General features: G+C 73.4%; 10 protein-coding genes and 1 pseudogene. 6 read left to right on the top strand and 5 right to left on the bottom strand.

Going from position 1 to position 12405, the window contains the following annotated elements:
• Window positions 1-406: 406 nt before the first annotated feature.
• The 3 genes and pseudogenes from AB0D08_RS31890 to AB0D08_RS31880 form a co-directional block, all read right to left on the bottom strand.
• Window positions 407-664: pseudogene (locus tag AB0D08_RS31890) on the bottom strand (DUF6457 domain-containing protein); the annotation flags it as partial.
• A gap of 16 nt (window positions 665-680) precedes the next feature.
• On the bottom strand, window positions 681-1316 hold the full coding sequence (locus tag AB0D08_RS31885) for a DUF1345 domain-containing protein (protein ID WP_033824046.1): 636 nt from the start codon (window positions 1314-1316) through the stop codon (window positions 681-683).
• Window positions 1317-1430: 114 nt separating this feature from the next.
• Window positions 1431-1913 carry a GreA/GreB family elongation factor gene (locus AB0D08_RS31880; protein ID WP_033824045.1) on the bottom strand — a complete coding sequence of 161 codons (483 nt, stop codon included), beginning with the start codon at window positions 1911-1913 and terminating at the stop codon, window positions 1431-1433.
• A gap of 546 nt (window positions 1914-2459) precedes the next feature.
• Between AB0D08_RS31880 and AB0D08_RS31875 the strand changes: the two genes are divergently transcribed.
• Window positions 2460-2627 (top strand): hypothetical protein, encoded by a 168-nt coding sequence (locus tag AB0D08_RS31875; RefSeq protein ID WP_199520473.1) that lies wholly within the window; start codon window positions 2460-2462, stop codon window positions 2625-2627.
• 41 nt (window positions 2628-2668) lie between these two features.
• A complete protein-coding gene (locus tag AB0D08_RS31870; protein ID WP_033824044.1) occupies window positions 2669-4978 on the top strand; it encodes an FdhF/YdeP family oxidoreductase in 2310 nt (769 codons plus the stop codon).
• A gap of 31 nt (window positions 4979-5009) precedes the next feature.
• Here the strand turns inward: AB0D08_RS31870 and AB0D08_RS31865 are convergent, their stop codons facing one another.
• The gene (locus AB0D08_RS31865; RefSeq protein ID WP_359893730.1) at window positions 5010-6767 is read right to left on the bottom strand and encodes an FUSC family protein; all 1758 of its coding nucleotides are present in this window, start codon (window positions 6765-6767) and stop codon (window positions 5010-5012) included.
• A gap of 133 nt (window positions 6768-6900) precedes the next feature.
• On the opposite strand from AB0D08_RS31865, the gene AB0D08_RS31860 reads away from it, so the two are divergent.
• Window positions 6901-7872, top strand: a complete 972-nt coding sequence (locus tag AB0D08_RS31860; protein WP_359893729.1) for a Dyp-type peroxidase — start codon at window positions 6901-6903, stop codon at window positions 7870-7872.
• Between the two features lie 86 nt (window positions 7873-7958).
• The gene (locus AB0D08_RS31855; RefSeq protein ID WP_359893727.1) at window positions 7959-8783 is read left to right on the top strand and encodes a family 1 encapsulin nanocompartment shell protein; all 825 of its coding nucleotides are present in this window, start codon (window positions 7959-7961) and stop codon (window positions 8781-8783) included.
• 259 nt (window positions 8784-9042) lie between these two features.
• Here the strand turns inward: AB0D08_RS31855 and AB0D08_RS31850 are convergent, their stop codons facing one another.
• Window positions 9043-10206: a serine hydrolase domain-containing protein gene (locus AB0D08_RS31850; protein WP_359893726.1), complete on the bottom strand. Its 1164-nt coding sequence runs from the start codon at window positions 10204-10206 to the stop codon at window positions 9043-9045.
• Between the two features lie 206 nt (window positions 10207-10412).
• Between AB0D08_RS31850 and AB0D08_RS31845 the strand changes: the two genes are divergently transcribed.
• Both AB0D08_RS31845 and sbnA read left to right on the top strand, forming a co-directional pair.
• Entirely contained in the window at window positions 10413-10871 is a 459-nt protein-coding gene (locus AB0D08_RS31845; protein WP_359893724.1) for a nuclear transport factor 2 family protein, read from the top strand.
• A gap of 435 nt (window positions 10872-11306) precedes the next feature.
• A complete protein-coding gene (gene sbnA, locus AB0D08_RS31840) occupies window positions 11307-12359 on the top strand; it encodes a 2,3-diaminopropionate biosynthesis protein SbnA (protein ID WP_359893722.1) in 1053 nt (350 codons plus the stop codon).
• The last annotated feature ends 46 nt before the right edge of the window (window positions 12360-12405 follow it).

Below are 12405 nucleotides of genomic sequence, written 5' to 3'. Positions count from 1 at the left end.
GCCGCCGATCCGCTGGTCCAGCCAGGACGGCGCCCCACGCCCCGAGGGCCAGGCTCAGGGCCAGCACGCTGGTGCGGACACGCGAACGGAACACGGGCCACCTCCTGGGAGGGCGGGGGAGACAGGCGGGTACGGCCGGGCGCGGACCAGCAGCACGGGGTCCGCGGCGGGAACCGGCGTACCAAAGGATGGGGCCTGGCTACCCGCCGGTAAAGAGGTGGAACAGTGGCTCATCCACTTCTCGGCCAGCTTTCCTGGTGGGGGAGTTGGGACCTTGACGGGCGTCCGGCGGCGTGGTTCAGTGGCTCGGCCACTGGGCCACCGGCGCAACGGGGTGGGCCTGCTCGCGGTCCGCGGAACGGGCGGGCGTCACCCGGGTATCCGCCCGGATGCCGCCGTCACGGCTTCACGCGTCGGCGGAGCCGTCCGCCTGCCCGGCCGTCCAGCGCTCGGCCAGGGCCGCCACCTTGCGGCTCGCCTCGGTGACCGCGGCCGGACCGCCGCCCGCCTGCGCGGCGGCGTACCCGACCAGGAAGGCCGTCAGCGGAGCCGCCGGGCGGGCCACGCCGTGCGCGACCACCTTGGTCAGGTCGAGCAGTCCCGTGACGTCGACCTCCAGGTCGATCCCGAGTTCGGCCTCGACCGCGGCGATCCACTCCTTCACGTGAGCCCTCCAGTGTTCAGCCCGTGACGACTCCGGCGACCAGATTGATCGTGGTCGCCAGGATACTGGCGCCGAAGACGTACGAGAGGAGGCAGTGCCGCAGGACCACCGCGCGGATCGCCGGACTGGTGACCGAGGTGTCGGACACCTGGTAGGTCATGCCGAGGTTGTAGCTGAAGTAGAGGAAGTCGCGGTAGGTCGGCGGCTCGTCGCAGTTGAAGTCGATGCCGCGGGCGGACCTCGAGAAGTACAGGTGCGCGTAGCGGGTGGCGTACATCAGCTGCAGCGCCGCCCAGGCCATGAACACCCCGCCGAGCGCGGTCGCCGCTGCGGCGTGGCCGGCGTTCGAGCGGCCGATCAGCAGCAGTACGACGATGCCGAGCAGCCCGCACAGCGTGGCCGCGATCACCGCGAGCTCCTCCAGGACCGGCCGGAAGTCCTCGCGTTGGGCGTCCTTGCGGGCGGTGGCCGCGTCCATCGGCCACAGCACCATCCAGCCGGTCACCACGAACACCGCCTCCGCCGCGGAGACGCCGGCGAGGAAGCCCAACGGCGTCCCGTTGGTCGCCGCGACGGCCACGCCGACCACCGCCCCGACGGCCATCGACCCGGCCAGCCGGGGCAGCGCGGACACGGGCAGCCAACGGGTCATGAGGCAGGACGATATCAGGCGATATGTCCGATTCGGGGTGCCCGATGGGTGTCCGCCCGGGTGGGATCGACCGACCCCCGGCCTGCCCGCACCGGGCCGCCGGTGGCGGGTCGCTCAGGCCCGGCCGGGCGGGGTGTCGACGGACACCACCTGCGCGGCGTCCGCCCCCTCGGGCGTCCGGTAGGTCACGGTGTCACCGGCCCGGTGGCCGAGCAGGGCCTGCCCGAGCGGGCTGTCGGAGGTCACCAGGCCCTGGTCCTGCTCGTCGGCGATCTCGTCGATGTGCACGGACTCCCGCACTCCGTCGGAGAACTGCACGGTGAGCGTGGAACCCACCCCGACCACCTCGGGGTCGGGCGCCCCGGCGACGGCCGCCTCGCGCAGCCGGGCCTCGATCTCGGCGATCCGGGTGTCCAGCCGGGCCGCCTCGGTGGCGCGCTGCAGCTCGTCGGCCTCGTCGGCCCGGTCACCGGGGGAGTCGGCGTCGGTGCCGTGCAGGGTCGAGGCGACCGTGTCGCGCTCGCCGCGCAGAACGGAGAGTTCCTGCTCCAGTGCCCGACGGGCGTCGGGGCTGATCGGCTCGGGGATACCGGTCATTTCTGCTCCCGTTTCTGAATATCGGCCGGGACGGTGTCAGTCACTCGGAGAAATTATATCGGCAGATATTCGGGGGCGCCGAATTCTGCGGGAGACGGCGGTCACCGTCCGCGTCGCCCCGTGCGGGCGCCGCATCCGGCCGCCCGGCCCGGAGCCGGGCCGCCCCCGGCCGGTCGGCGCCGCGCCGGAACCGGCCGACAGAACGTCACCGACCGCTCGCGCAAAGGCCGTCAGCGGATGTCAGGCGGTTATTTGAACCATTGTCGGTCCGACGGAAATCCCTCCGGTTGCGGGCGTTTGCGGGGCGGGATTAGGTGGAATCGGTGCCCAGTCCCAGGAGCTGCCATGTCAGTGCCGTTCCCCCCGGCCTTCGGCTCATCCGATCCGTTCAGTGAAATGCCGGACCGATTCTTCGGTAGGTCGCCGGCATCGTCGCTCCGGCCGTCCAGCGGATCCCGATCGACGGCCGCTGACCGAACCGGCCCGGGTCGACCCGATCCGACCCCCTGACCCCGCCACGGGCCCCCGCACCACGAGGAGGACACCATGTCGCACCACAAGTCGAACAAGGAGGTCGAAGGGGACCCCGACACCGCGCACGGACGCGGCCTGCCCAGGCGCCCCGACGAGGACGAACTGGAGCAGCGCACCGAGGAGGACCGCGAGGCGGTGGGCCTGCCCCCGGAGCCCGCGGACCCCGACGACGACCGCTGAACCCGCGACCCGGACCCGACCGACGGCGGAAGGTGACCCTGGTGAACGCCCCCGACGACCCGCAGGACCGCCCGGAGCCCGGGCCCGCGCCCGAGGAGGCCGCGCAGTTCCGGCCCTACCACCACCCGGCCGCGGGCTGGGGCGCGGCCAAGAGCGTGACCCGGGTCCTGGCGGCCCGGCGCGCCCTGGTGGACGGCCCGCGCGCCATCATGCGGATGAACCACGAGAACACCGGCTTCGACTGCCCCGGGTGCGCCTGGCCGGACGACACCAAGGGCCTGCACCTGGACATCTGCGAGAACGGCATCAAGCACGTCACCTGGGAGATGACCCGCAAACGGGTCGGCCGTGAGTTCTTCGCCGCCCACTCGGTGGCCGAACTCGACGGGTGGAGCGACTTCGCGCTGGAGGACCAGGGCCGCCTCACCGAGCCGATGGTCTACGACCCGGCCACCGACCACTACGCGCCGATCAGCTGGAAGGACGCCTTCGACCTGGTCGGCCGCACCCTGCGGGAGCTCGACGACCCGGACCGGGCCGCGTTCTACACCTCCGGCCGGCTCGGCAACGAGGCCACCTTCCTCTACCAGCTGATGGCCCGTGAACTCGGCACCAACAACCTCCCCGACTGCTCCAACATGTGCCACGAGGCCAGCGGCCGCGCACTGCAGGACTCCCTCGGCACCGGGAAGGGCACGGTCGACCTCAAGGACTGGGAAGCCACCGACGCGCTGTTCATCATGGGCGTCAACGCCGCCTCCAACGCCCCCAGGATGCTCACCGCCCTGGCCGAGGCGTACCACCGCGGCGCGCAGATCGTCCACATCAACCCGCTGGTCGAGGCCGCCGCGACCCGCACCATCGTGCCGCACGACTTCGTCGACATGGCCCTGTTCAAGTCCACCCGGACCAGCACCCTGAACCTCCAGCCGCGGATCGGCGGCGACATGGCGCTGCTGCGCGGCATGGCCAAAGCCGTGCTGGAGCAGGCGCACTCCGACCCCAAGGCGCTGGACCGGGAGTTCATCGACCGGCACACCGACGGCTTCGCGCGGTACCGGGAGCTGTGCGAGGCCACACCGTGGGATGAACTGGAACGCCAGAGCGGCCTGAGCCGGGCCGAGATCCTGGACGCCGCACGGATCTACCGGGACGCCGACCGCTCCATCGTCAGCTGGTGCCTGGGCGTCAGCCAGCACGAGCACGGCGTCGACACCGTCCGGGAGATCGTCAACCTGCTGCTGCTGCGCGGGAACCTCGGCCGGGAGGGCGCCGGCCCGTCGCCGGTACGCGGACACAGCAACGTCCAGGGCAACCGCACCTGCGGCATCGACCACCGCCCCGACGAGGAGTTCCTGCAACGGCTCGACCGGGCCTGCGGCATCAGGGCACCCCGGGAACACGGCCTGGACACCGTGGCGACCATCGAGGCGATGCACCGTGGCCGGGTGACGGTGTTCGTCGGCATGGGCGGCAACTTCGCCCTCGCAGCGCCGGACACCCCGTACACCTTCGAGGCGCTGCGCTCCTGCGACCTCACCGTCCAGGTCAGCACCAAACTCAACCGCAGCCACCTGGTGCACGGCCGCCGGGCCCTGATCCTGCCCTGCCTGGGCCGCACCGAGCAGGACCACCAGCGCGGCGGCCCGCAGAGCACCTCCGTCGAGGACTCGATGAGCATGGTCCACCTCTCCCTCGGCATGAAGCGGCCCGCCTCGCCCCACCTGCTCTCCGAGCCCGCCATCATCGCGGGTATGGCCCGCGCCGCCCTCCCCGACAGCGCCACCCCCTGGGAGTGGTACATCGAGGACTACGACCGCATCCGCGACACCATGGCCCGGGCCCTCGACGGCTTCGAGGACTTCAACCGCCGGGTCCGGCTGCCGCTGGGCTTCCGGATCCGCCAGCCCGCCCGCGAACTCGTCTTCCGCACCCCGTCGGAGCGCGCCGAGTTCTCCTCCGCGCCGCTGCCCGACGTGGTCCCCGCCCCCGGGACGCTGGCCCTCGGCACCATGCGCTCCCACGACCAGTGGAACACCACCGTCTACTCCGACGACGACCGCTACCGCGGCATCAAAAACCTGCGCACCCTGGTCTTCATGAACGCCGACGACATGCGCGAGCGCGGCATCGAGGAGTTCGACCCCGTCGACATCACCAGCACCGCCAAGGACGGCACCACCCGCGCCGTGCACGGCTTCCTCGCCATCCCCTACGACATCCCCCGCAGCTGCGCCGCCGGCTACATGCCGGAGCTGAACGTGCTGTGCGCCATCGGCGACTTCAGCACCCAGAGCGACCAGCCGCTGATGAAGCACCTCAAGGTCACCGTCACCCGGGCGGCCCGCTGACCCGGCCGGCCGACACCGCGGCGGGCGTCCGTCAGTGCGGGCCGGCGAGCCGCGCCAGCAGCAGGTACGCGCGCTGCTCGGCGGCGGCCAGGGCCGCCGTGTCGATCCCCGCCGACCACAGCTCACCCGCCGCGGCGTCACCGGCCTCGCGCAACTCCACCACGGCCACCGCCAGCTGCACCTGGACCAGCAGCACCGGCACCCCCGCCCGCCCGGCCAGCGCCCGCTCCGCGCGTTCGGCCGTCTGCGCGCACACCGCCAGCGCCCGCTCCACCCTGACCGAGGCGTGGCCGTGCACCACCACCAGCGCGCAGCCCAGCCCGACGACGATCCCCAGCACGCTGCCCAGCGCCCGGTCCCGCACCAGTTCCCCCGCCGGGGCAGGCGCCGCCAGGTCGCTCAGCAGCAGCGCCAGCGGCGTCAGGAAGACCACGCCCAGCGCGTAGTTGCGGACGACGACGGCCTCCAGCAGGAACTCGAGCACGACCACCAGCCCCACCAGCACTGCGGCGGCCGGGTGCGCGGCCAGCAGCGCCAGGGCCAGCAGGAGCCCGGCGAAGGTGCCTAGGGTGCGCTGGACGGCGCGCTGGGCGGTGGTGCGGACGTTGACCGAGTGCAGGACGGCCGCCGCGGAGATCGCCGCCCAGTAGCCGTGGCCGAGCCCGAGCGCGACGGCGAGCGCACCCGCCAGCCCGGTGCCCACCAGCATCCGCAGCGCGGGGACGGCCACCACCGCCAGCCGGCCTGAGCCGGTGGGCCGGCGCCGCACCAGCTCGGCGGCCCGCCGCGCGGCGAGGGCGTCCGCCGCGGCCCCGGCGCCCGCCGGATCGCGGGCCGCACCGTCCGGGGCAGGCGGCGACAGCTCCGGCAGCAGCACCGGTCCGCGCCCGCGCCGGTCGCCGAGCAGCCGCACCTGGCGCCGCAGAGTGCCCGCCAGGGCGGCGCACCCGTCCGGGGCCCGCCCCGCCGAGCTGATCAGCAGCGACCAGGAGAAGTCGGCGAGCCGGACGTACACCCCGCCGCGCTCCTCCCGCACGCCCGCGACCGGGGGAGCGAGCCCCAGGCAGTGGTACGCCTCGACGACCGCGGCGGTCGCCCGGTGCCGGGACCGCCCGCCGGTGACGCCCGCACCGAGGTCGTCCACCAGCGCCGCGAGTTCGCGCAGCGCCGCCGCCACCGCGAACCGCTCCGGACGGTCGGGGCGCCAGAACCACCCGGCCAGCGCCAGCCCCCAGGCCACCGCGGCGCCCGCCGCCGCCAGCGCCGTGTGCGGGCCGACCTCGGACCAGGCCGGTGAGCCGTTGGCCGCCACGGCGAACGCGAACAGCAGCAGCACTGCGCCGAGCCCGCCCAGCCGGGTCGCGTCGCACACCAGCTTCGCCAGCGCGGCCACCACCGCCGTCGCCACGACGACCAGCGCGGCGCCCGCCCCGCCCGCCTGCGGATCGGCGCCCGCGGCGAGCGCCGAACCGCACCCGACGCAGGCCGTCATCGCCAGCGCGACCACCGCCAGCACCCGGGCCCGGCGGGGATAGGGCATGCCGCGGCCGAAGGTGGTGGTGAAGGAACCGAGCATGGCGTACGGGGCGAGCGCGGGCCGCCCGGCCGCCACCAGCGGCGCCGCCACCAACGCCATCGCCAGCGCCGCCCGGGCGGCGAACAGCAGCGAGCCGTCCCCCCGGCCGAGGGCGAGCGCCCCACGCGGCGAGAGCGCCCGGGCCGCGGCGGCCGCCCCGGCCCGCAGGCGGTGCCCGGGTCCGGCTGAGGGCGGCGGTGGCGAACTGGGCATACCCGGTGTGTAGCACCTGAACCGGCACATCACGGCCGCGGGCCCCACCGCCCGCACTCCCGCCGGCGCAATCGGGACCGGGGCCACGCGCGCCCCCGCCCGCGGGCCGGGCACCCGTGCCACGATGGTGCGCATGCCGACGCCGCAGTCCGTGCTCAGCCCGCTGACCAGCGCTTCCCTGTTCCTGGTGCTCACCGTCGACCCGGGCGGGGAGCCGGTGGTCCGGGAGCTGCTCGCGGACCTCGACGGCCTCCAGCGGGCCGTCGGCTTCGGGTACCCCGACGGGCAGCTGAGCGTGGTCGCGTCGATCGGCTCCCAGGCCTGGGACCGGCTGGTCGGCGGCGACCGCCCGGCCGACCTCCACCCCTTCCAGGAGCTGCGCGGCGCCCGCCACCGGGCCCCGGCCACCCCCGGGGACCTGCTGTTCCACCTCCGCGCCACCCGGCAGGACCTGTGCTTCTCGCTGGGCAGCGAGATCATGACCAGGCTGCGGGGTGCCGTCGCCGTCGCCGACGAGGTCACCGGCTTCCGCTACTTCGACCAGCGCGACCTGCTCGGCTTCGTCGACGGCACGGAGAACCCGACCGGCGGCGACGCCTCGGACGCGGTCCTGGTCGGCGCCGAGGACGCGCGGTTCGCGGGCGGCTCGTACGTGATCGTGCAGAAGTACCTGCACGACCTCGACGCCTGGAACCGGCTGACCGTCGAGCAGCAGGAACAGATCGTCGGCCGCCGCAAACTCACCAACATCGAGATCGACGCACCCGGTTCGCACGTCGACCTCAACACCATCACCGACCCGGACGGCACCGAGCGCCGGATCCTGCGCGACAACATGCCGTTCGGGAGCCCCGGCAGCGGCGAGTTCGGCACCTACTTCATCGGCTACGCCCGCACCCCCGCCGTCACCGAGGAGATGCTGCGGCACATGTTCCTCGGCGACGGGCCGGCCACCCACGACCGGATCCTCGACTTCTCCACCGCGGTCACCGGCACGCTCTTCTTCGCACCCCCGGCCGGCCTGCTGCAGCAGCTCGCGCAGGAGGAGCGGCCGGCGGGGGCGGCCCACGGCTCGCTGGGCATCGGCGGCCTGAGCAGCCGTTAGTAGCCGCCGGCAGCCGAGCGGCGCGCCCGCAGCCCCACCCGTCCACCGCCGGTCAGCACCGGAGCCAGGAACAGGAGCAACGCCCCATGGACAACCTGCACCGCGAACTCGCCCCGATCTCCGCCGCCGCCTGGGCCGACCTGGAGGAGGAGGCCCGCCGCACCTTCACCCGGCACGTCGCGGCCCGCCGCCTGGTGGACGTACCCGAGCCGGCCGGGCCGGAGCTGGCCGCCGTCAACACCGGCCACCTGGACGACATCGAGACCCCGGCCGCCGGCGTCCGGGCCCGGCTGCGCCGCACCCGTCCGGTGGTGGAGCTGCGGGTCCCGTTCACCGTGGACCGGCTGCAGGTCGACGCGGTGGCCCGGGGCGCCCAGGACGCCGACTGGGGACCGGTCAAGGAGGCCGCCCAGCGGATGGCCTTCGCCGAGGACCGGGCCGTGTTCGAGGGCTACCCGGCCGCCGGCATCACCGGTCTGCGCGGCGCCTCCAGCAACCCGGCGCTGACCCTGCCCGCCGACCCCCGCGACTACCCGGACGTGGTCAGCCGGGCGGTCAGCGAGCTGCGGCTGGCCGGCGTCGGCGGCGCGTACACGCTCGCGCTCAGCGCGGACGCCTACACGGCGGTCAGCGAGACCTCGGACCACGGCTACCCGATCCACGAGCACCTGCGGCGGCTGCTCGACGGCGAGATCGTCTGGGCGCCCGCGATCGACGGCGCGTTCCTGCTGTCCACCCGCGGCGGCGACTTCACCCTCCAGCTCGGCCAGGACCTGTCGATCGGCTACCTCGCCCACGACACGGACCGCATCGAGCTGTACTTCCAGGAGACCCTGACCTTCCTGGTCCACACGGACGAGGCCGTGGTCCCGATCGGTCCCGCCGCCGCGCAGACCCGGCCGGCCGCCTGAGGCCGTTCCGCCGGCATCTCTTGACTCCCCGTCGGGCTCACGTTAGAACGTCTAACGAACGCTCAGACATCTGGCCATTCGGGGGATCCCCATGTCCGGCACCCGCAACGCCCTGTGCGCCGTCCCGCTCGCCCTCGGCCTCCTGCGCGCGGTCGCCGCGCCCGCCGGCGCCGCCGCACCGCCGAGGCCCGCGCCCACAGCCGGCCGCGCTGACGTCCGGCCCCGTCGCGCGAGGCCCCGGTGGCGACCTGGGGCCGTGTCAGCCGCACAGGGCGGCGGTCTGCGCCTGCACCAGCCCCTCGCTCCTGGGGAAGGGCGGCTCGCCCTTCAGGTCCGCGCCGAGGTCGTAGACGTTGACGGCGAGGACCAGCTGCCGCTCACCGTCCGCGGTGCTGAGCGCCACGCTGGTGAAGCCGGGCCCGCCGCCGTCGGTCGCCCAGACCGGGACCGGCGGGGTGCCGGGCCCCGGTCCGCACGCCACCTCCCCGCGCTGCACGCCGAGGCCGTACGCCACCGTGCCGGGGAACTGCACCGTGGTCAGGAGCTCGCGCTGCTGCGCGGGGGGCAGTAGCCCGCCGCCGAACAGGGCCCGGTGGAAGCGGGCCAGGTCGTCGACGGTGGAGATCATCGCGCCGGCGGTCCAGTCGTACGACGGGCTGAACCGGGTGACGTCGCGTCCGGTGAGGTCGTAGCCGTGCAGGTGCGGGCCGTGGATGTCCGGGTCGGTCACGGGGAAGGAGGTGTTCCGCAGGCCGAGCGGGTCGAGGATCCGGTGCTGGATCTCGGACGGTGCGCTGTGACGGGTGACCGCCTCGATCACCAGGCCGGCGAGCAGGTAGTTGGTGTTGGAGTACCGCCAGCCGGTGCCGGGCGCGAAGTACGGCGCGTGCCGGACCGCGCGGGCGACCACCTCGCGCGGGGTGTACACGTAGCCCCAGGCGTGGCGCTCGAGGTAGGGGGCGAAGAACTCCGGTTCCTCGGTGGGGTCGTAGACCCCCGAGGTGTGGTTGAGCAGCTCCCGGACGGTGACGGCGCTCCCGTCGTTGCCGTTCCCCCGGACCACGCCGGGCAGCCACCTCTCCACGCTGTCGTCCAGCGAGAGCCGGCCCTCGCCCTCCAGTTGCAGGAGCACCGTCGAGACGAACGACTTGGTGTTGCTGGCGATCCGGAACCGCTGGTCCGGGCGGGCCCGCTCGCCGCTCGCCCGGTCCGCGAGCCCGGCCGCGAGCCGGGTCTCCCGCCCGCCCTGCCTGGCGTACGCCACGGCTCCCGGGAAGCCGTCCGCGATCGTCCGTTCGACGGCCGCCCGCAGCCCGGCGGGGGCCGGAACCCGCTCGGCGGCGGCCGCCGACGGCAATGCGCCCGCCACCGCCGCCGCGCAGATCCCCACCCACAGTGCCGTGGCCCCCGTGCGCACCCTCATCGCTCTCCCCGCTGTTCCGTTCCCGTGGACGTTCCGGTCCAGCGTGCCGGGCTGTCGGACCGTCAGCCCATCGTGCTGGCACCCGGGTCGGTGCGGGGGCTGTCCCCAGCCCGTGTCGGCCTCCTGGACAACCGGACTGGCTGGTCCGTATCGTTAAACGGAGTTGATAGTCCGATTCTGACCGTGGATCCCCCTGGAGGTTCGTCATGCCCGAGAACATGTCCGAGAAGCCGTTGCCGCGCGAGGTCTTCGGGAAGCTGATCGAGGGCATCGGCGAAGGGCGGTACACGGAGCTGGCGGACCTGTACGCCGAGGATGCCGTGGTGGAGACCGTCTTCGAGCCGGCCGGTCCGCGCCGGACCGTGGGGCGGGCCGCACTCAGGGAACGGTTCGCCCAGGTCGCGGCGGTCTCACCGGTGGAGCTGACCCCCTTGAACATCGTCCTCCGGGAGACCGGGGACCCCGAGATCGTCGTCGCCGAGTTCGACTACCGGGTGCACCACCGGGCGACCGGGCGGACCTTCGAGACCGCCAACATCCAGGTGCTGCGGGTCCGTGACGGGCTGATCGTCAGCAGCCGGGACTACCACGACCACCTCGCCCTCATCGTGGCCGACGGCAGCCTGCCGCAGTTGGTGGCGGCACTGGAGGGCGAGGGCGAGTAGCGCCGGAAATTGCCCCCCCGGTGGGTGCGGAATGCCGAGGCGGTCGGGCCTGGTGTCGGCCGGGTGCTCGACCGTGGCGCGAGTGACGGGTGGTAGAGCTGCGGCGGGCCGGGCGTCCGGCCGCCCCGGCGGGGGTGAGCTGGACCGATCCACCGCCCCGGGTGGCCGGTTGACGGTCGTTCAGGAGCGCGGCGGTGGCGGCCCGGTGTCCGCCCGGGTGCAGGGGCGGGCGCGCCACCGGTTCGACCTGTGAGGCTGGTCACACTCTACGCGGGTAGGTACATGCCAAGTGGCCGCATCCGGACAAATCGACATTGCCAGGCGGGTGGGACTTGCGGGAAGATCTTTTGCGGCCGTGCAGTGGCATTACCCGACGCACATTTACCCGGAGCGCATCCCGACCATGCGGACCGGGTGCCCCGGATAAAGGATCTGGTGGCGTATCACATGGTTCCGCACACTGATTTGAACTTTTCGCCCGCGGGTGGGGAATCCGGTATCCGGGCGCCGCAGGACCTGGTCCTCGACGACATATTCGTCGACCTCTCGCCGGCTTTCGGCAGGACGCTGGCGCTGAAGTGCGAGGGATTCAACTTCGCCGGTTCCGTCAAGGCGAAGGCCGCCGCCGGGATGCTGGCCGCGGCCGAGCAGCAGGGGCTGATCCGGCCCGGCTCGACGATCATCGAGTCCTCCTCGGGGAGCCTCGGCGTGGCGGTCGCCGCGATCGCCGCCAACCTGGGGTACCGCTTCGTCTGCGTCACCGACGTCCGGTGCAGCCCGCGCAACGCCAGCCTGATGCGGGTGTTCGGCGCGGAGGTGGTGGTGGTGTCGGAACCCGACCCCGTCGGCGGCCTGCTGGGCGCGCGCATCCGGTACGTGCAGGAGCGCTGCACCGCGGAGCCCGCGATGTTCTGGCTCAACCAGTACGCCAACGACAACAACTGGCTCGCCCACTACGGGAGCACCGGGCCGGCCATCGTGAAGTCGTACCCGGACCTGGAGTACCTGTTCGTCGGCGCCGGGACGACCGGGACCCTCACCGGGTGCGCGCGCTACCTGAAGGAGGCCGGCCACCCCGCGAAGGTGGTCGCGGTCGACAGCGTGGGCTCGGTCACCTTCGGCGGGCCGGCCGGGCCGCGCTACATTCCGGGACTCGGCACCGGCCGCCGCCCGGAGATCGCCGACGAATCGGTGGTCGACGAGATCCTGATGGTGGAAGAGGTCGACGCGATCCGGATGTGCCGATTCCTCGCCCGGCGCGGATTCCTGTTCGGCGGCTCCACCGGAACGGTGCTCGCCGGCGCCTTCCAACGGCTGCTCGGGGAGCGGCCGGACGTGTGCGCCGTGGCCATTTCCCCGGATTTCGGGGAACGCTATCTCGACTCCGTCTACGACGACGACTGGGTGGGTGAAAGATTCGGCGAGATCGGGCTGTTCGCCCCCGCCGGGGAGAGTGCCGGGGCCGTCGTGGAAATCTCCCAGAGGTGAGACCGCAGACCATGTTCGACGCGCACACCGCCGTGGAAAGCAGTGA

It is taken from the genome of Kitasatospora sp. NPDC048540 (assembly GCF_040651175.1).
Taxonomy (GTDB): domain Bacteria; phylum Actinomycetota; class Actinomycetes; order Streptomycetales; family Streptomycetaceae; genus Kitasatospora.
Note: the sequence above shows the minus strand (reverse complement) of the source record. Positions and strands in the feature narration are given on the sequence as shown.

Bases quoted from the DNA above. Each gene is read 5' to 3' on its own strand.
- AB0D08_RS31885 (WP_033824046.1), bottom strand. From the start codon at position 1,316: ATGACCCGTTGGCTGCCCGTGTCCGCGCTGCCCCGGCTGGCCGGGTCG.
- AB0D08_RS31880 (WP_033824045.1), bottom strand. From the start codon at position 1,913: ATGACCGGTATCCCCGAGCCGATCAGCCCCGACGCCCGTCGGGCACTG.
- AB0D08_RS31875 (WP_199520473.1), top strand. From the start codon at position 2,460: ATGTCGCACCACAAGTCGAACAAGGAGGTCGAAGGGGACCCCGACACC.
- AB0D08_RS31865 (WP_359893730.1), bottom strand. From the start codon at position 6,767: ATGCCCAGTTCGCCACCGCCGCCCTCAGCCGGACCCGGGCACCGCCTG.
- AB0D08_RS31860 (WP_359893729.1), top strand. From the start codon at position 6,901: ATGCCGACGCCGCAGTCCGTGCTCAGCCCGCTGACCAGCGCTTCCCTG.
- AB0D08_RS31855 (WP_359893727.1), top strand. From the start codon at position 7,959: ATGGACAACCTGCACCGCGAACTCGCCCCGATCTCCGCCGCCGCCTGG.
- AB0D08_RS31850 (WP_359893726.1), bottom strand. From the start codon at position 10,206: ATGAGGGTGCGCACGGGGGCCACGGCACTGTGGGTGGGGATCTGCGCG.
- AB0D08_RS31845 (WP_359893724.1), top strand. From the start codon at position 10,413: ATGCCCGAGAACATGTCCGAGAAGCCGTTGCCGCGCGAGGTCTTCGGG.